Source organism: bacterium (assembly GCA_023382385.1).
Classification (GTDB): Bacteria; Electryoneota; RPQS01; order RPQS01; family RPQS01; genus JABWCQ01.
Genome location: JAHDVH010000003.1, coordinates 238,388 through 256,746, shown reverse-complemented (window position 1 = coordinate 256,746; position 18,359 = coordinate 238,388). Strand labels below are relative to the sequence as shown.

The following is an 18,359-nucleotide window of genomic DNA, read 5'->3' as shown; positions in this document are numbered from 1 at the left end:
ATAGAAACTCTCAGAGGATCAGCGGAGGAGGCTGAATGCGAACTTACATCAAGAAAGATGTGGTAGAGCGTGTAGCCCTGCGGAGCAATGAGCGGCCCGACACGGTTGCCAAGGTGGTAAACGATACGTTTACCGTGCTGCGCGAAATTATGGCGGGAGACGAGCCGGAATTGCGGATTGAAATCCGTGATTTCGGGGTCTTCGAGGTAAAGAAGACCAAACCCAAGCCAAAGGCGCGCAACCCCAAGACAAATGAAATCATCTACGTCGCGGCGCGCCGCAAAACGCATTTCAAACCGGGCAAGCTGCTCAAGGAGTCTCTGAAAACTCCTCTGGACCAGATTCCGGCTGGCGAACTGTAGCAATGCCGCGCGTTCTCGGATTGGACTGGGGAACGCGCCGCATTGGAGTTGCGATTTCGGATGAAGCACGGCGACTGGCGGTTGGACTTGCAGTCTGGCCTGCCGAAGAGTCTGCTTTTTATCCATTGCTTGCCAAGACGATTCGTGAGGAAGATATCGACCTCATCATCGTGGGTTTGCCCGTTTCACTGAAGGGCAGTGAGGGGGCTTCCGCATTGGCGGCTCGCCGATTTGCCGACAGTGTTGCAAAGCTGGGCATTCCCGTGAAACTTCATGACGAACGCTTCACTTCGCATTCGGCAAGTGCATCGCTCTCCAGTATTGGAATTTCGCAGCGCAAACAACGCGGTAAACTCGACATGGCGGCAGCGATATTGCTGCTGCAGTCGTTTTTGGATGAAGAGGAAAGTCCTCAGTAACTCAGAGACCAAGAATGCCCGAAAAACTCAGAGTCGGACTCGTTGGGGCAGGCGGCGTCAGCCAGCTCTTTCACATTCCACTTATTAAGAAGAGTGGTCTCGCTGACCTCGTGGCGATTGCTGATAACGATTACGCCAAAGCTGCGGCCATTGCGGAAAGGGAACGCATTCCCAAGTTTTATGGTGACGCAGAGAGGCTGTTTGCCGATCCGGAAATTGATGCCGTGCATATTAATACACCGACGAATTCCCACCTCGCCCTGACCCTCGGTGCGCTTTACGCTGGCAAGCATGTGCTGGTTGAAAAGCCGATGGCCCGTAAGTCGGAAGAAGCAAGGCGGATGGCAGAGGCTGCCAAGGACTCCGGACGTGTACTCATGGTCGGAATGAATCTTCGCTTTCGTCCTGACGTCATGGTGCTCCACGAGTTCGTTCAGGGGGGAGAATTGGGAACCGTCCGGGTGGTGCGTGCGAATTGGTTGAAGCGCAAAGAAACTTGGTCACGAAGTCCATGGCTGCATGAATCTCGAATCTCGGGCGGCGGAGTCCTGATGGACCTCGGACTCCAGCTGCTGGACATGTGCTGGTGGGTGTTGGGAAAGCCGAAGATCAAGCGTGTTACGGCGACGACATCCAAGGATCGTCTAAGTCTTCGAGTTGAAGACACGTTTTCGGCCTACTACTGTTTCCAGCATGGCGCGGCACTGCAACTTAACGCGACGTGGGCCTACTTGTCGGACGAGTCTGCGGCAATGACGGTGTTTAGCGGAAACAAAGGACTCGCAGAGCTGAATCCTTTGAAAATTACAAAAGAGATTCACGGCAGCTTGGTCAATGTAACGCCAGCAGGCCCGCAGCTTCGGCCGCAAACTTTGTACAACAAGTCTTTCGAGTATGAGTTTGAGCACTTCTACAATGTCATCAACGGCAAAGCGAAGCTCGTCTCACCAGCGGATGATGCCGCCCATATTCTCGAAGTGATTGAGGCAACGTATCGTTCCGCCTCCGAAAACCGCGAAGTGCTGATCGGCGCGGAAAGTTAGCGATGAATCGCAGGTGGGGGTTTTGGCTGTCGGCCGTCCTGGGAGCCCTGGCCTTTCCCCCTGTTTCGCTCTGGCCGTTGGCGTTCGTCGCACTGATTCCCTTCCTGTGGTCTGCGACTGACACTTCGGAAGCAAAAGTCTTTGGCCGCGCTTGGCGAGCAGGCTATCTGTTCTTTGCAGGGATCCTCTATTGGGTAGGCCTGAACTCCGGAGCACCGTGGCTTATGTCCGCCGTCGCTGCCGCGTTAATGGTGGCCATCCTGGCAACCATTTGGGGCGTGGTCGCTTGGGCGGTGCATCGAACTGCCAAGGCACTTTCCGTCGTGGAAGCGGCGACGCTTTTTGTCGTGCTCTATATTGCTTTGGAGATCTTCTGGGGAACCGGCGAGATGGGTTTCCCTTGGGCGGTGTGGGGACTGACTCTTTCCGCATCGATATCGGCCATTCAGATTGCGGAATGGATCGACGTGCCCGGTCTTTCGTTTTGGGTTCTGTCGTCCAATGCATTGTTCTTTGTCTCTTGGAGCGCCCGCCGTAGGGATCTTGCCTATATCGCAATATGCCTGATCGTTGTTCCGGTGATTTTTGGGACATGGCGTTCAACTCAAACTGACTGGTCGCCATCGACTTTTCGCGCGGCCGCTGTTCAAGCCAATACTCCAGCCGAAATTAAGTGGCAGATGAGCGGCGCGGATATCCTTCACGATCATCTTGATCTGACCCGCCAGTTAGAGGGCCAGGATGTCGATTTCGTGAGTTGGCCCGAAACTGCCGTACCGATGCCATTACGGTATCGCGGCTGGGCGGCTGATTCGATTCTCGCCCTCGCAGAGAGAATTGGATCCGTGATCTTGACAGGGGCTACCGACTACACTATTGATGCCGACGGCGAACAGGTTCCACTGAATGCCGCGTTTGTCATTCGGCCCAACTCACTACAGCTCGAGAGTTCTGCGAAAGTTCATCTTGTTCCATTTGGTGAACGAATTCCCGGTCAGAAGCTGTTTCCGTTTTTGGGAAGTCTGCATCTTGGACAAGCGGAGTTTCGACCTGCGGATTCGGTTGTTGTCTTTCCTGCAAAAGATCTTCCAGCGTTCGCGTGCCTGATTTGCTTTGAAGTCGTGTTCCCTGAAGTTGCGGCGGATGCCGTGATGAAAGGAGCAACGTTCTTTGGACATATCACCAACGACGGGTGGTATGGTCACAGCAGCGGTCCGTATCAGCATCTTGCGCTGACCAGACTTAGAGCCGTGGCAACTCGTCGGGCGATTGTCCGTGCTGCGAATACGGGAATAAGCGCACTTGTTCTGCCAAGTGGCCGCTACCTTGCGACTGTTGGATATGACCAGGCGGGTTACATCCTCGGTGAACTCCCTGCACGCAATGACATAACGCTCGCCGTTCGTCTGGCTCGAACGTGGCCTGTTATCTATTACGGCTTGCTGTCAATAGTTGTAGCAGCACTCTGGATGCGCTCTCGCAGGTACGGAGCGTCGGATCAGACATGAGACTGATCATCGCCGTTCTTCTATGCACTCTTCAAGCGATAGCGGTGGAATGGATTGCACTTCTTCCACAGCCCGGTGTGTCACGAGATCTGGCTATGGGCGCAGCCACCGGAGCGATGTATGGCTCAACCTCCGCTGGTTCGCAAAATCCCGCCGGATTTGTAGCCTTCCCGCAGAAGCGCCGTATCAGTGCGGCGGGGGTCTTGAATGGAAACGGATGTTTCCAGCTTCAGGATTACTTCGACCAAACAGCCGACACACGTTCTTCTCTGCAGCAGATCGGGGACATTTCGAGCCTGCTTGTGCGATCAGTTTCGGCTCGCTTTCGCTGGGCCGGCGCTACGGCCATCCTCGGAGAGCCGGTGATGCGACGATCAGACCATACTCGTTTCCGCGAACCGCCCGACAAATATGCACTGACGGAGTATCAGACAAGTTTGTTGGCCACGCTTTTGTTGCATCAACGTGTGCAGGTAGGAGGAAGGGTCGACTTCTATTCACGGGACCAAAAGGGTGACGGCGAGGGTTTCAGTTACGGAATCATCCTGAAACCTCGGGGGGTACAAGTGGGTTTACACTATCAGCGGTACCCCGCGACTGGTGAGCGCTGGCTCCATCCGTTAGACCGCAGAGTTGATCAAGGCACTACTGCATCCGTCGCACTCCAGCAGCAGGAATACTCGATCGCTTTTCAGCTGATGAATCTGTCTCAATCGGATGATTTGGGCTTCCTCGAGCCGCGAGTTGGTGCCGAGTGGCGCCCCGTGCGGGCCGTCGCATTACGTACGGGCGGAATTCTGTTTCCACGAAGCCGCAGGGCTGCGTTAACCGGAGGAGTGGGGCTGCTTGACGCGAATTGGTTTCGAAGCAAAGAGGATCGCTTACGGATGCCGGAAGACGTCGTATCGGTTGCCGCAGCTCTAATCTACGAAAGCGGAAGACCGGTAGAAGGCTATACTGCGTTTACCCTCGCATGGCGACTTTAATCCGGTCAGCGTTCTTCCTCGTTCTGTCGGAGATGCTTTTTGCTCAGGCATTGGAACAGACCGCGCCTGACTCTTTGGTTAGCGATACAGTTTCAGTGGTTCAGAGTGCCGACACCATTGGGCTGTCTTCGCAGAATGCTCTGACGACTTGGATATTGCCGGTGGCAATCGTCGGGGCCACCGCCGGACTGTTTATACTTCTTTTTACAACGCGCAGCAGGTAGAAGTTGCGCTCCAGAATTCCGTTCATACCTCCTCAATGACCATATCCAGTCGCAGCTTCTTCGTTACGCTTCTCACCTTACTTGTCTTTGGCTGCGCGCAACAAACACGCTTCATCTCCGATAAAGGGGTGGATGCGGATTGGGAGCGCGCAAAAGACCTGTTCGCGCGGGAACGTTACTATCGTGCTCAGCAGTTGCTCCGGGACATTACCCTGAACTATTCGGGTTCGTCGATCATCGACTCGGCGTATTTCTATCTCGGGCTTGCCGGTTTCGAGCAGGCCGACTACATTGTCGCTGCGGACGACTTTCGCAGACTCGCGCAACAGTTTCCCTCCAGCCCACTGGCGGCTGGCGCGGCCTATTACGAGTCGCGCTGCCAGTTCGAGTTGACCCCTGATTATAGGCTGGACCAAACCTATACGGAACAGGCACTCAGCGGCTTCCAGCGGTTTCTTGAGGAGTATTCGCAGAACGAGTATACAGACAGTGCCTATGTTTACCTTTCAAAATGCCGTGAGAAACTTGCCCGTAAGCAGTTTGCGGGGCTGAAGCTGTACTTGAAGCTGCAAGAGTATGCCTCTGTGGTGATTTACTCAGATGCTATACTGGCCGACTACTATGATACGTCGTTTGCGGACGAAGCAGCTTACGATAAGATTCGTGCATTGATGAAACTAAAGGAAAATGTGCGTGCGCAAGCGGCCGTTGCTGACTACAATCGCCGCTTTCCGCAGGGAAGGTTTCGACAGGCAGTCGGTAATCTTGGCCGCCAACTCGAATCGGATGCCGGGCAAGCAAAAGCTCCATGATTCACCTCGGACTTTTCGGCGGCACCTTTGATCCTGTCCACTACGGTCATCTGCGCACAGTCGAAGCCGCGCGAATCGAACTTGGCCTGCCCGAAGTGTGGATGCTGCCCAATCCGCATCCCCCCCATAAGTTGCACAAACCGCTGACTGAATACCGCCATCGCAAGGAAATGCTGCGACTGGCCTTGCAGGAATTCCCCGCACTTAAACTGTCTGATACCGAAGAGCGGGTCAGCGGCCCAGCATATACGACGGAAACTATTCGGAGAGTCTTAGCGGACCTTCCTCCCGGCGAACACGACCTTTGGCTAATCGTGGGCGCGGATTCGCTGGTTGAGCTACCCCGTTGGAAGAACCCCGAAGACCTCTTCTCGCATGCAAGAGTTGCCGTCTTGCGCCGCCCGGGGATTGACTTAAATGAAGCCCCCAACAAGTATTTGAGCCGCGTCAGACTTCTGGAAACACCACTAATTCCAGTCTCAGCAACAGACATTCGCCGAGCAATCAGAGCAGGCCGCGACACATCAGAATGGCTTCCTGCAGCAGTCCGCAACTATATTGCTGAACAAAGACTCTATTCGAACGATTAGGGCTTCCCTTTTTCTGACAAATTCCTTATCTTCAAGAATTCCGTTATTTTGATTCCCTGCAATCAATAGGTGGTTTAATCCCGGAAATCGTTGTTATGTTTGTAGATACCAAGAACTGGAGGCATCCCATGCGTTGGACCCAATGGATCCTGCTCCTCTGCCTGACTACCGCGCTGTCCGCCATGGCTTCGGACAACGCTGCTATCGTTTGGCCTGAAGGACAGGGCGACCGCTCAATCGAAATCACCGGAGTCCTCGATGACCCGCAGCCGGATACGTTGCTTTATGACAACAATTCGCCAAGCGGACTCATCACATCCTTGAACTACTGGTGCCGTGTGCGATTCACCGCACCGGTGGATTTTACCATCCTGAGCGGATACATGTATGCAATTGACGGAACGAGCTCGCCTGCTCCGTGCTCGTTGATTGTGTATACCGCGACCCCTGCACCAGGTGGTGAGCAAGCTGTCGCCGTTCGTGCAGCTCCGCTGCCGAACTTTGGCTGGATCGATGTGAATTTCAATAATTCAGTTACCGTAACGGGCGGTTCGGATTTCTGGGTCTTGTTCGGACCCGTTCCCGGCGGTCCACAGTTTGACACGAACTGGAATCCGGTCTATGACAATGCCAATACGGCGGGTCGCAGCCAGATTTCCACTCAGGGCAAGTTCGGAACGTACAACAACACGCTCGGCGACTGGATGCTGCGCATCGGCGGCGTCTCCGGCGGTGTCTTCACGGACTTGGCTGCAGGGGACCTATCCAATGATGTGAACAATCAAACGGCGTTCGATTTCCTGCTTGGCGAAGACGTTTTGTTTGATCAGGAGATCTCGAATGTTGGTACGTCGCCTGTCACGGCGTACGTGGTTGAACTTTCCGTGACGGGACCGGGTGGCAGCGAAGTCTTCTCTGAAGATTTGATCGGCGGCGCACTCGCCGTCGGTGCTACGACGACACTCTCGACCGGCAATGTCTTTACGCCGGCCGCGGAAGGCGAGTACATCGCCCGCTCTATCGTCCTGACGGGTGAAGATAACAATACCGAGAACGATACGACTTGGCTGCGTTTCTTTGTAGGCGGGAATCACCGCTGGTACCGCTACGACGACAATGAAGAGACTGCGGACAGCTACATTGGCTTTGGCGCTGGCTCAGGTTGGGCGTTGAAGTTCGTTCCGGCTGAGTATCCTGCGAAGATCACGCAATTCCGTGTCAATGTTGGCGGTCCGGGCAACGGAGACTTCCGCTTCTACATGATCGACAACGCGACCGGTCTGCCCGCCGGCAACCCGTTGTGGACCGCAACTCCCGCTGTCGTGCAGGGTTGGAACACCATTAACGTGACTCCCAACGTCACGCTGTTCCCGGGACAGAAGATTGCCGCAGCATACCTGTTCCAGACTGGTATCACGATGGGCTACGACGAAGATCCGCCGAACGCAGCGGAGAATGTTGCGATGGGCGTGACTGCCTTCCAAGTCTCGAATAACGGTGCACAGTTCTTCGAAGACGATGGCGGCAACCTCTTGATGCAGGTTTACTTTGACACCTCTTCCGCGGTTCCGCCGTTCCCCGTGATTGACACCGATCGCGATACGGTCGACTTCGGTGACGTGCATCCTGCCGCTCCTGCTGTGACGCAGACTCTGACCGTTTTCAACAACGGCGGCGTTGATCCGCTTAACGTCACGAGCATCACGATTACCCCGGGTTCAACTGCGCCTGCATATTCAATATCGCCGACGAGTTTCACAGTTGCCGCCGGACAAAGCCGTGATGTATCGATTACTTTCGACCCGCCGGTTCATCGCACTTGGAACGGCATCATTACCATCAACAGCAATGCAGGAAACAACCCGGCCTTCCCGGTCCTGCTGCGTGGTCGTGGCGATACCACAGCGTCCGCTGTTCGCGACATTAACTTGCCGATTCCGAATGAATTCTCGCTGAAGCAGAACTATCCGAATCCTTTTAACCCGCAGACAGATATCCGTTTCTCGCTGCCGGTGCAGGCTGATGTTCGTTTGACGGTGGTCAACATGCTCGGTCAGGAAGTGGCCGTGCTCGTAAATGAACCATTGTCTGCAGGTGAATACACCGCTTCGTTTAACGGTGCCAATCTGCCGTCAGGAATCTACTTCTATAGCATGCAGGCCGGTGACTTCACAACCGTCCGCAAGATGATGTTGCTGAAGTAGGTTGATGCAACTTAATTTGGCCCCCGGAGTCCTATACTTCGGGGGCCATTTTGTCTTAAGCAATTCACTCGAAACAGATTGCTCCCATAGTCCTTTCTCCTTGTCCTGCAAATAAGGTATTTCCATGAAGTTACTTCTCGCCTCTCTCGCCTTTCTCTGGGTTACCGCACTTACAGTGCTCGCCGCGCCGTGGGACGGTTACTACCGATGGCCAACCACGTACGGAAATCAGATCGCCTTCGTGGCGGACAATGATCTCTGGATTGCACCGCTCTCGGGCGGAGTTGCCCGCCGCTTGACTTCCGCCAGCGGTGAAGAGCGTTTCGCAATGTTCTCACCCGATGGCAAGTGGATCGCCTTCAGCGCGAACTATGATGGCAACGTCGACGTCTACGTCATCTCACCTGACGGCGGTGAACCACGTCGGCTCACCTATCATCCCGGTGCTGAATGGGTTGCGGCGTGGACACCGGACGGCAAAGTTGCTTATCGCACCGCATTCTTGAACGGCCAGTACAACAGTGAAATCTTCACTGTATCTGTGGATGGGGATTGGCCCGTTAAGGTGGAAGTCCCCGAGGCAGCACACATCGCATTCGAGCCAAAAGGCAACCGGATTGCATATACCCGCTTCTCATTGGGATTCAGGACGTGGAAGCGTTATCAGGGAGGCTGGGCCGAAGACATATATGTTGGCAGCACGAAGAGCCATGACTACAAGAAAGTGACGACGTGGAAGGGAAATGATGCCACGCCGATGTGGTTTGGGGATAAGATCTATTACGTTCGCAATAACGACGACCGCGACAATCTCTATCGCATGAATCCTGACGGCACAGGAATCGAGCAGCTTACGAGGCACACGAATTGGGACCTCCGTTGGCCGAGCATCGCCGATGGCAAGATCTCATACTCCGTTGGCCCCGACATCTACGTTTATGACCTTGCTTCCGGAAATGAAACGCTGGTCAGAGTCCAGTTACCAGGCGAACGTTTACAGGCCCGTGATAAGTTCGTCAGCCCTGACGACTACACCAGTGACTTCGGCCTGTCGCCCGACGGCAAGCGGATTGTTCTGGGTGCCCGAGGAGAACTGTTTACAGCCTCCACTGAGCGTCGCGGCGTAATACTGCGAGTCTCCGAGTCTCCGGGTGCGCGCGAGAAGAACCCCTTCTACAGCAAAGATGGCAAGGAGATCTACGCGTGGACGGATCAAGAGGGCGAACAAACGCTGTGGGCTTATCCTGCAGACGGCAAGGGTAAAGCCCGCAAAGTCGCACCCGGTCCGTCAACTTACAACTTCAGCATCGAGATGTCGCCGGACGGGGAGTGGGGGGTTGCCGGTAATAAGGATCGCAGACTCGCACTGATTAATCTGAAAACCGGCGCCACCTCCGTCATCGATACCTCGGATTGGGAGATCAGTTCATACGAATGGTCCCCCGATTCACGTTATATAGCCTATGGTGTGTCGCTGCCGAATAAGTTCGGCGGAGTCAAGATTTATGACATGAAGGAGAAGGTCAGCCACTTGGTCACAGATCCGATGTTTGACAGCGGATCTCCGACTTGGGATCCGGACGGCAAGTGGCTTTACTTTGTTTCTCAGAGATTCATGAATCCCTACTCCGGCGAGAATGATTACAGCTTCATCACGTTGGGCACAAGCCAGCTCTTCGCCCTTGCCTTGTCAAAGGACACCAAGAGTCCTTATCTCTATGATGACAACACGATAGAGGGAAGCAAGAAAGACGACGAGAAAAAGGATGACGAGAAGAAGGAAGACAAGAAGGACAAGAAGGATAAGAAGGACGACAAAGACAAGAAGGAAGAGAAGAAAGTAGAGGTCAAGATTGACTGGGACGGCCTGGTTGATCGAATCGTTCTGTTGCCTGCCGATCCAGGCCGGTACACAGGGTTGGGCGCTGTGGAGGGCAAGCTCTACTACGTGGCGTTTGATGTACGCGGCTGGAAGAGCAACGTCCACGATGAGAATCCCGCTGTGTCTTTGCGCTGTTTTGATATCAAGAAGAAGAAGGAGCACAAAGTCATTGACGATGTGCGCGGGTATTCGTTCTCGCTCGACCGTAAGAAACTGGTGGTTCGCACAAAGGGCGGATTCACCATGTTGGATGCCGGTGACACAAAGGAGCCTGAGCCGGACAAGGATGACAAGGACAAAGGTCTAAAGCTCGACGAATGGACGCATGACGTTGACCCGCAGGCTGAGTGGAGGCAAATCTATTGGGAAGCTTGGCGCCTGCAGCGCGACTTCTTCTACGATCCCGGAATGCACGGCGTGGACTGGAAGAAACAGGGTGAACACTATGCCAAGCTCCTGGATCGTATCTCAAATCGCGATGAATTGAATGACGTGCTCGGCCAGCTCTTCGGTGAACTGAATGCCGGACACGCATACATTATGGGTGGTGACCGCGAATCTGCTCGTGGGATAAGTGTCGGATTGCTCGGGATTGATGTCACCCGCGAATCTAATGGCTATTACAAAATCGACCGCATCCTCGCTCCAGATCCCTGGGACAAAGATCGCTCCAGCCCGCTTATGCAGCCGGGCATCAATGTCAAAGCGGGTGACTACCTTGTTGCCATCGATCGTAAACCGGTGAATTCGGTCAAGAACTATTTCGAACTGCTCTCGAACAAAGGCGGCAAGCTCGTGATGGTATCCGTGAACGACAAACCCTCGCTGGATGGTGCACGCGAGTATGTCGTGCGGACGATGCGCAGTGAAGGCGATTTACGCTACTGGGACTGGGTAAAGGGTCGAATGGACTACGTGAAGAAACACGGTGGCGACGACATCGCGTATCTTCACTTGTCGGACATGGGCGGCGCTGGCATGGAGCAGTTCATGCGCGAATATTATCCGCAAGTCTACGGAAAGAAGGCTTTCATCTTTGACGTGCGTAACAACGGAGGAGGCAACATCGCTCGCTGGATACTGTCTCAGATTGACCGGAAGATCTGGACATGGGGGATGGCTCGCAACGGTGCCGTTGATCACGATCCCTACACTTCGTTCTTCGGACATAAAATTGCCCTCTGTGACGAGCAAACCGGTTCGGATGGCGAGACGTTTTCGGAAGGTTGGAAGCGACTTGGCTTAGGACCACTGGTCGGAATGCGCACGTGGGGTGGATGGGTTGGAATTCGCGGAGGCAAGCCGTTTATTGATGGCGGCGGTTCTACTCAGCCCGAGTTCACTGGCTGGGGAGCTGACGGGAAATGGCTAATCGAGGGACCGGGCGTTGACCCGACTGTTGAAGTCGAGAATCTTCCCAAGAACCTTTTGGAAGGCAAGGACGACCAACTCGATTATGCAATTAAGTGGTGCCGCGACCAGATCAAGAACAACCCGATGGAGTATCCTCCGATGCCGCCGTTCCCTAAAAAGGCGGCGACCGGCCCGACCCAATAGGATTGACAGACAAACTCGCTCGAGGGGCGGCCAAATGGCCGCCCCTTTTTCTTTGGCATCGCTTCCAGAAATGATATGTGACAAACAATCATTTCCCGTCAATTACGAGGACGCACAATCGCTCTCCATAATTGTCTGTTCGTCTCAAACAAACTCCTATACGCTCAATAGGACACAATCCGGCCTCTTGTCTACGCCATTCTACGGATTAAATTATAGTAGCGAAGAACAACTTCATTTTATCCTAATAACTTTTATGACGGAGGTGCCTGATGAAGACGAAGTGGTATCTCGCAATTTTTTTGACATCACTATTGCTGATCCTTGGATGCCCCAGCGACGACGATGAAGACAACAATAATAACCCGCAGCCGCAGACCGAGAATGCGAGCGGAACGGTAACCAGTACGACATCCGGCACGATCGAGACACCTGCGGGCGCCCGCATCGTCGTGCCTGTGGGAGCCGTGCCGCCAATGGCCAACGGGGATCCTGCCTCGGTTGTCTTTTCAATCGAGCGGAACAATGACGTGCAAGTAACTCCGCCTCAGAATCTGAACAGACTCTCAGACGTGTACATTTTCGGCCCTGAGGGCTTCACCTTCGCGCGACCGGTGGAAATCGCCATTCCGGTGCCCGGCGACGGTGACCCCGGTGAGCTAAGCTTGTGGAGACAGAACCCGACCACCGGACAGCCTGAGTATTTCGGCACGGAATACGATCCTGAGACGCGTACGGTCAAGGCACAGACCTATCAACTCTCCCCGTGGTACATCACGGGCCGAGGCTTGGTGGATGATGCCAGCGGTTGTTTGGAAGTCAACAACATCGGCAACACTTGGCTCTATCTCTGTGTCGAGACCTACGAGCTGGAGTATCCCTATCAGGCCGATTGGATTCCGGAAGTTGGACAGGGTGTTCTCTATGCACCTCCCGGTGAAATCGGCTGGACCAATCGCGGTAACTGGTATCTCGCTCAAGGAACCTATACGTTCTGCCTGCAGCGTCAGGATCCCTTAAATCCGGGCCAGTATCATCATCGCTTCACTGAACCAATTACCATTGCAAACGCTTGGCACTATAACTCGCCGGACTGCGTTGATCTGCTGTCCAGTGACTTCGTTGGTGCGGATACCGGTCGCTGCGCGTGCATCCCCACTGCGACCACGCCGGTTGGAACAGGAGACATTCAAGTCACACTCACATGGTTTAACGTCCTCTCGCTCGACCTTGACCTCTGGGTGACAGACCCCACAGGCGTGATGTGCTATTATGGAAACAACCCATCAAGCACCGGTGGAATTCTGGATCGCGACAACCTTTGTGGAAACTACGAGAACGGCCGTCCCGAGAATATCTATTGGACGACGTCTCCGCCTGCGGGAGAATACAAAGTCGAAGTGGACTGGTACTCCGACTGTGGGAATGGTATCGCATCACAGTCAATCAACGTCCGTACGGTCGTGAGAGGCAATACGAGAACCTACGCCCGGACAATCAATAATGGCGAGACTATCGAAGTAGCTCGCTTCACCATAACGGGTTCGACAATAACGTGGCTGCCGTCCCGCACAGGTCCCGTTACGCGACAAGTAGAACGACCGGCCAAAAGCTAAGTCGGTGCAAGTAGCGGCGTCTGTTAATTTGCCTTGACTATAAAGCCCCCGACATCAAAGTGTCGGGGGCTTTGCATTGAAATGAAAACGGGCCGACAAAAGTCGGCCCGTTCAAACGTGTGTCTCCGTCTATTCCGATGAATCAGCGCACTTCGCGGTGCAGCGTCATCTTGCGGAGGTTCGGATTGTACTTCATCAACTCCAGACGATCCGGCGTATTCTTACGATTCTTCATCGTGCTGTAGCGGCTCGGCGTCAGGCCTTGTCCCCGCGCTTCTGTGCACTCGATCGTAACGATGATGCGGCCTTCTTTTGCTTTCTTCGCCATCTTCTTACTCCTTAGCCCTGCAGCTGGGCGTGCATCTCAAGGACCTTGCGCCACTCGGCGGGCAGGCCATTCTTCGTCAGCGTCTTCAGACCGCGCGCCGATACGCGTACGCGAATCCACTGACCGGTCGCTTCGTCAAAGAAGCGCTTCGTACGCAGATTCGGATATTGCCACTTGCGACTCTTGTTGTTCGCATGGCTGACATTATGTGCCTTATGGCGGCGGCGTCCTGTTATTGGGCAAACTCGAGACATGATTCAAATAGGTGTTTTAAATTCGGTCCGGAACTCAGTACGCTTCCGCGTCCTGTACAAACGGCAACAGAGCAATATGGCGGGCACGCTTGATCGCCAGCGTCATCACGCGCTGTTCCTGACGGGTGAGTCGTGTCAAGCGGCGGGGCAGGATGCGGCCGTTCGGGGCAATAAACCGCTGCAGCAGCTTGATATCCTTGTAGTCAATATGCTTGATTCCGTGCTCCGCCAGGTACGACGGCTTCCGGGACAGGTTAGTGCGAATCTTTGCCATGAGGATTGCGAAAAATTTGGTATGATCTCGAAGCGGCCCTCTCAGGACCCTGTATGCCAAAGCTCCGAAATATACGGCACCTACCTGATATTGTCAAGCTCCAAGTGCAGAAAGATGTGGGTCATTAGCATGTGTTTTTCTCGAAAATCTTGTCCGAAGGAGTTGCACATATGAACAAAAACTCGTATACTCTCCCCTGAAAGTGTTAGCAAATGCTAAGTAGAGAGGTTTGCTCATATGCACAGTAAAGACATATCTTGCAAAATGTTACATGATCTTAGCTCGCAAAGTCAGAATCCACCTCAAATTAACTAACACCTCACCCTCATCCTATTGATTTTCCTCAATCACGAGTGGAATATATTGTGATTTGTGTACTTGTTAAGCCAAAAACATTTTGCGAAATAGTGTTATATCCCTTGACTGACTGCCGGCTCACGCCTATATTACGGCCCCAGCTACGTAATACCAGATATTGTGGTTTCGAGTTAGAGAATGTATAGATACAGTATGATAAGTATGTGCGAGAGGCGTGCGCGGATGAACAAGGGTAGCGTCTGGTGCAGGGAGAAGGATTGTTCACACCGGGTTCAAGGAGCCGCGCTTGAAGTTTTCTCGTTTCCATACAATTGAGGGGCAAGAGGCCTATACGGGCCTTCGGTTCATCCCTTGGATGTCCAAGCTGACGTCCCCAGAAGGTAAGGTTCTGTTTGAAGCAAAAGACGTTTACGCGCCTGAAACGTGGTCGCAGGTGGCGGTGGATGTGCTCGCTCAAAAGTACCTGCGCAAAGCGGGCGTCCCTATGGCCACCCGGCCGGTTTGGGAAGAGGGCGTACCGGAATGGTTGCTTCGCCATGAACCGGATTGGTCGATTCTGGACAAGATGCCCGAAAGCAGCCGCTTCGGTGGTGAGCGCGATTCGCGGCAAGTGTTCCGGCGTTTGGCCGGTTGTTGGACCTATTGGGGCTGGAAATCGGGCTACTTTGACAGTGAACACGATGCCCGGGTTTTCTTCGACGAGCTGCAGTATATGCTGGCCGCCCAATTCTGCGCTCCCAACAGCCCGCAGTGGTTCAATACCGGTCTGCATTGGGCCTACTCCATCGAGGGACACGCGCAGGGCCACTACTTTGTGAACTCCCGGACCGGTGAGCTTGAGCGCTCGCAAAACGCTTACGAGCGGCCGCAGCCGCATGCCTGCTTCATTCAGTCTGTCGAAGACGATCTCGTCAACGAAGGCGGGATCATGGATCTCTGGGTGCGCGAAGCTCGGCTCTTCAAATATGGCTCGGGGACGGGTACCAACTTCTCCAAGGTGCGTGGCGAAGACGAAATACTCTCCGGCGGCGGCGTCTCGAGCGGATTGATGAGCTTTCTAAAGATTGGTGATCGCGCCGCAGGCGCAATTAAGTCGGGCGGCACGACGCGCCGCGCCGCAAAGATGGTTTGCCTCGACGCAGACCACCCGGATATTGAAGAGTTTATTAGCTGGAAAGTCGTAGAAGAGCAGAAAGTCGCCGCACTCGTTGCCGGCTCCAGAGTATGTGAAGCCCGCCTCAACGAAATTCTTGCCGCAGCACATGACCCAGCGTTGTCGCAGGAATCCCGTCTGAATCCCAAACAGAATCTTAGGCTTGCTCAAGCCATAACGCGCGCCCGCAGGGATTTCATTCCTGATCCCTATATTCACAGAACACTCCAGTTCGCCGCTCAGGGCTATACCGCGATGCGGATAGACACGTACGACACGGATTGGAACAACGCCGCCTATCAAACGGTGTCCGGCCAGAACTCGAACAACTCGGTTCGCCTGACCAACAAGTTTATGCGCGCAGTTGAGCGTGACGAAAAGTGGGACTTGAAAGCCCGTATTGATGGCCGCGTCACCAAATCGCTGCGCGCCCGCGACTTGTGGGAACAGATTTCGGAAGCCGCTTGGGCCTCCGCCGATCCGGGATTGCAGTTCGACACGACGATCAACGAGTGGAATACCTGCCCGGTGGACGGTCGAATTGAAGCGTCGAATCCTTGTAGTGAGTACATGTTCCTTGACGATACGGCGTGCAATCTGGCAAGCCTGAATTTGATGAAGTTTCTCAATCCGGCCAGCCGAACGTTCGATGTCGTATCGTATCGCCATGCCATTCGGATTTGGACGACCGTGCTCGATATCTCGGTCGAGATGGCGCAATTCCCGTCACGGAATATTGCCCGTCGCTCCTACGAGTATCGCACGCTGGGTTTGGGATATGCCAATCTTGGCACGCTCGCCATGGTCATGGGCATTCCCTACGACAGCATAGATGCCCGCGCGTGGTGCGCGGCGCTCACGGCAATTCTGACGGGCGAATCGTATCGCACGTCGGCTGAAATGGCGGGTCAGATAGGCGCCTTCCCTGCCTACCAGCGCAATCATGAGCCCATGCTGCGCGTCATTCGCAACCATCGGCGCGCGGCATACGGTGGAACCTTGGACGGGTACGAAGGGCTGAGCGTCCCGCCCATCCCGCTTGACGTTGCGCATTGCCCCGAGTATCTCGCAGACGCCGCTCGCGACGTCTGGGATGAAGCACTTGCGCTCGGTGTTCAGAACGGATATCGAAACGCGCAGGCGACCGTTGTGGCGCCGACGGGTACGATCGGACTTGTTATGGACTGCGACACGACAGGCATCGAGCCCGACTATGCGCTGGTGAAATACAAGAAACTGGCCGGAGGCGGCTACTTCCGAATCATCAATAGTAGCGTTCCGATCGCCCTTGAAAACCTCGGCTACGGCGAGGCAGAAATCCGCCAGATTACTCAGTACGTGTCAGGAATGAGCACGCTTGACGGCGCGCCACACATCAACCGTGAGAGCTTGCGCGCCAAAGGGCTGCCGGATGCTTCCATTGACAAAATTGAGGAGCAGATTAAGGGTGCGATCAGCCTGAATTTCGCGGTTGCACCGTGGATAATCGGGGCGGATGTCGTTCGCGACCGTTTGAAAATATCTGACAGCGACTTGCGGGTCGCGGGCGGAGACTTGCTGACGGCTCTGGGTTACACCAAAGAGCAAATCCGTCAGGCCAATGACTATGTGTGTGGAAGGATGACGATTGAAGGTGCGCCGCACTTGAAGCCGGAGCATCTTCCCGTATTCGACTGCGCTAACAAATGCGGGGCCTACGGCCAAAGATACATACAGCCGCTGGCGCACCTCAAGATGATGGGTGCCGCACAGCCGTTCATCAGCGGAGCAATCTCCAAGACAATTAACCTGCCGCGTCACGCATCTGTGGAGAGCATCAAGGATGCGTACTACCAGAGTTGGCGCATGATGTTGAAGGCTGTGGCGCTCTATCGTGACGGCTCAAAACTCTCCCAGCCGTTGAATGCCACCGCCGACGACTTTGGCATCGCCTCACTCGGGCTGGAGGAAGAGTCAGCTGAACGCGATGTGGTTGCAGAGACCGTGCAGAAGATTGTCACGACTACCCGCCGCCGCCGTCTGCCGGATCGCCGCTACGGGTATACACAGAAGGCGCGTATCGGCGGTCACAAGATCTATCTGCGCACGGGCGAGTATGAAGACGGAATGCTCGGCGAGATCTTTTTGGACATGCACAAGGAAGGCGCGTCGTTCCGCAGCCTGATGAACTGTTTTGCGATCGCGGTGAGCCTTGGTCTGCAGCACGGCGTTCCGCTTGAAGAGTATGTAGACGCGTTTGTGTTTACGAGATTCGATCCCAATGGTCCGGTCGGAGGTAATGACCACATCAAGTATGCGACGTCGGTGATTGACTACGTGTTCCGCGAACTGGCGATCAGCTATCTTGAACGCCATGATCTCGCGCACGTGGTGGACGCACAAACCGAAACTTCGCGAAGTGACGCAATCAACGGCAGCCGGCGCCTTCCCGAAGGCGAAGTCGCCGTCGTTCCGATCGCCCACGACACCATAGAGGAGAAAGCGGACCGTGAAGAAGACTCCCCCTCGACGCAGGCTTACGCAACTGCTTCTGCTTCAACAGTGGAAGAAGCTCAATCCCAGACGCAATCTCACGAAACCGCTTCCTACGGCGAAAACCACCACACGAACGGACACGTAGCAGGACAGAGCAAGTCGCAGCTGATTGAACTCGCCCGCCGCCAAGGCTATGAAGGCGACGCGTGCAGTGAATGCGGCAGTTTCACAATGGTGCGCAACGGTACTTGTCTGAAGTGCACGACGTGCGGCAGCACGAGCGGATGCAGCTGATCCGTTAGCCCCGAATTCTAAACACTTGCGGGCGGCCAATGGCCGCCCGCAGCGTTACGG

At 54.7% G+C, this 18,359-nt stretch carries 15 protein-coding genes; 11 read left to right on the top strand and 4 right to left on the bottom strand.

The window, feature by feature from the left end:
* Nucleotides 1-35 precede the first annotated feature (35 nt).
* From KJZ99_09315 to KJZ99_09295, 5 genes are read left to right on the top strand one after another with little or no spacing between them, the layout of a single operon-like run.
* Nucleotides 36-362 (top strand): integration host factor subunit beta, encoded by a 327-nt coding sequence (locus KJZ99_09315; GenBank protein MCL4306101.1) that lies wholly within the window; start codon nt 36-38, stop codon nt 360-362.
* A gap of 2 nt (nt 363-364) precedes the next feature.
* The gene (ruvX, locus tag KJZ99_09310; GenBank protein ID MCL4306100.1) at nt 365-781 is read left to right on the top strand and encodes a Holliday junction resolvase RuvX; all 417 of its coding nucleotides are present in this window, start codon (nt 365-367) and stop codon (nt 779-781) included.
* A 14-nt stretch (nt 782-795) separates the two neighbouring features.
* Complete coding sequence (locus KJZ99_09305; protein ID MCL4306099.1) at nt 796-1,824, top strand: Gfo/Idh/MocA family oxidoreductase; 1,029 nt, start codon at nt 796-798, stop codon at nt 1,822-1,824.
* Nucleotides 1,825-1,826: 2 nt separating this feature from the next.
* Nucleotides 1,827-3,332 (top strand): apolipoprotein N-acyltransferase, encoded by a 1,506-nt coding sequence (gene lnt, locus KJZ99_09300; GenBank protein ID MCL4306098.1) that lies wholly within the window; start codon nt 1,827-1,829, stop codon nt 3,330-3,332.
* Nucleotides 3,329-4,318 (top strand): hypothetical protein, encoded by a 990-nt coding sequence (locus tag KJZ99_09295; GenBank protein ID MCL4306097.1) that lies wholly within the window; start codon nt 3,329-3,331, stop codon nt 4,316-4,318. The genes lnt and KJZ99_09295 overlap by 4 nt, the downstream gene beginning before the upstream one ends.
* 100 nt (nt 4,319-4,418) lie before the next feature.
* Here KJZ99_09295 and KJZ99_09290 read toward each other — a convergent pair whose 3' ends face one another.
* Nucleotides 4,419-4,568, bottom strand: a complete 150-nt coding sequence (locus KJZ99_09290) for a hypothetical protein (GenBank protein ID MCL4306096.1) — start codon at nt 4,566-4,568, stop codon at nt 4,419-4,421.
* Nucleotides 4,569-4,577: 9 nt separating this feature from the next.
* Here KJZ99_09290 and bamD point away from each other — a divergent pair, with 9 nt between their 5' ends.
* The 5 genes from bamD to KJZ99_09265 all read left to right on the top strand — a co-directional run bounded on the left by bamD (nt 4,578) and on the right by KJZ99_09265 (nt 13,203).
* Nucleotides 4,578-5,354 carry an outer membrane protein assembly factor BamD gene (bamD, locus tag KJZ99_09285; protein MCL4306095.1) on the top strand — a complete coding sequence of 259 codons (777 nt, stop codon included), beginning with the start codon at nt 4,578-4,580 and terminating at the stop codon, nt 5,352-5,354.
* Nucleotides 5,351-5,944 (top strand): nicotinate (nicotinamide) nucleotide adenylyltransferase, encoded by a 594-nt coding sequence (gene nadD / locus KJZ99_09280; protein ID MCL4306094.1) that lies wholly within the window; start codon nt 5,351-5,353, stop codon nt 5,942-5,944. The genes bamD and nadD overlap by 4 nt, the downstream gene beginning before the upstream one ends.
* 128 nt (nt 5,945-6,072) lie before the next feature.
* Nucleotides 6,073-8,148: a choice-of-anchor D domain-containing protein gene (locus KJZ99_09275; GenBank protein ID MCL4306093.1), complete on the top strand. Its 2,076-nt coding sequence runs from the start codon at nt 6,073-6,075 to the stop codon at nt 8,146-8,148.
* A gap of 124 nt (nt 8,149-8,272) precedes the next feature.
* On the top strand, nt 8,273-11,587 hold the full coding sequence (locus tag KJZ99_09270; protein ID MCL4306092.1) for a PD40 domain-containing protein: 3,315 nt from the start codon (nt 8,273-8,275) through the stop codon (nt 11,585-11,587).
* Nucleotides 11,588-11,859: 272 nt separating this feature from the next.
* A complete protein-coding gene (locus KJZ99_09265; protein ID MCL4306091.1) occupies nt 11,860-13,203 on the top strand; it encodes a hypothetical protein in 1,344 nt (447 codons plus the stop codon).
* 142 nt (nt 13,204-13,345) lie between these two features.
* On the opposite strand, the gene rpmG is transcribed toward KJZ99_09265, so the two are convergent.
* From rpmG to rpsR, 3 genes are read right to left on the bottom strand one after another with little or no spacing between them, the layout of a single operon-like run.
* Nucleotides 13,346-13,531, bottom strand: coding sequence for a 50S ribosomal protein L33 (gene rpmG, locus KJZ99_09260; protein MCL4306090.1), 186 nt, complete (start codon nt 13,529-13,531; stop codon nt 13,346-13,348).
* Between the two features lie 11 nt (nt 13,532-13,542).
* Nucleotides 13,543-13,785: a 50S ribosomal protein L28 gene (rpmB, locus tag KJZ99_09255; GenBank protein ID MCL4306089.1), complete on the bottom strand. Its 243-nt coding sequence runs from the start codon at nt 13,783-13,785 to the stop codon at nt 13,543-13,545.
* Nucleotides 13,786-13,819: 34 nt separating this feature from the next.
* On the bottom strand, nt 13,820-14,059 hold the full coding sequence (gene rpsR / locus KJZ99_09250) for a 30S ribosomal protein S18 (protein ID MCL4306088.1): 240 nt from the start codon (nt 14,057-14,059) through the stop codon (nt 13,820-13,822).
* Nucleotides 14,060-14,663: 604 nt separating this feature from the next.
* On the opposite strand from rpsR, the gene KJZ99_09245 reads away from it, so the two are divergent.
* Entirely contained in the window at nt 14,664-18,299 is a 3,636-nt protein-coding gene (locus KJZ99_09245; GenBank protein ID MCL4306087.1) for a vitamin B12-dependent ribonucleotide reductase, read from the top strand.
* Nucleotides 18,300-18,359: the final 60 nt, after the last annotated feature.

Coding starts and splice junctions, on each gene's coding strand:
- KJZ99_09315 (MCL4306101.1), top strand. CDS start 36: ATGCGAACTTACATCAAGAAAGATGTGGTAGAGCGTGTAGCCCTGCGG.
- ruvX (MCL4306100.1), top strand. CDS start 365: ATGCCGCGCGTTCTCGGATTGGACTGGGGAACGCGCCGCATTGGAGTT.
- KJZ99_09305 (MCL4306099.1), top strand. CDS start 796: ATGCCCGAAAAACTCAGAGTCGGACTCGTTGGGGCAGGCGGCGTCAGC.
- lnt (MCL4306098.1), top strand. CDS start 1,827: ATGAATCGCAGGTGGGGGTTTTGGCTGTCGGCCGTCCTGGGAGCCCTG.
- KJZ99_09295 (MCL4306097.1), top strand. CDS start 3,329: ATGAGACTGATCATCGCCGTTCTTCTATGCACTCTTCAAGCGATAGCG.
- KJZ99_09290 (MCL4306096.1), bottom strand. CDS start 4,568: ATGAACGGAATTCTGGAGCGCAACTTCTACCTGCTGCGCGTTGTAAAA.
- bamD (MCL4306095.1), top strand. CDS start 4,578: ATGACCATATCCAGTCGCAGCTTCTTCGTTACGCTTCTCACCTTACTT.
- nadD (MCL4306094.1), top strand. CDS start 5,351: ATGATTCACCTCGGACTTTTCGGCGGCACCTTTGATCCTGTCCACTAC.
- KJZ99_09275 (MCL4306093.1), top strand. CDS start 6,073: ATGCGTTGGACCCAATGGATCCTGCTCCTCTGCCTGACTACCGCGCTG.
- KJZ99_09270 (MCL4306092.1), top strand. CDS start 8,273: ATGAAGTTACTTCTCGCCTCTCTCGCCTTTCTCTGGGTTACCGCACTT.
- KJZ99_09265 (MCL4306091.1), top strand. CDS start 11,860: ATGAAGACGAAGTGGTATCTCGCAATTTTTTTGACATCACTATTGCTG.
- rpmG (MCL4306090.1), bottom strand. CDS start 13,531: ATGGCGAAGAAAGCAAAAGAAGGCCGCATCATCGTTACGATCGAGTGC.
- rpmB (MCL4306089.1), bottom strand. CDS start 13,785: ATGTCTCGAGTTTGCCCAATAACAGGACGCCGCCGCCATAAGGCACAT.
- rpsR (MCL4306088.1), bottom strand. CDS start 14,059: ATGGCAAAGATTCGCACTAACCTGTCCCGGAAGCCGTCGTACCTGGCG.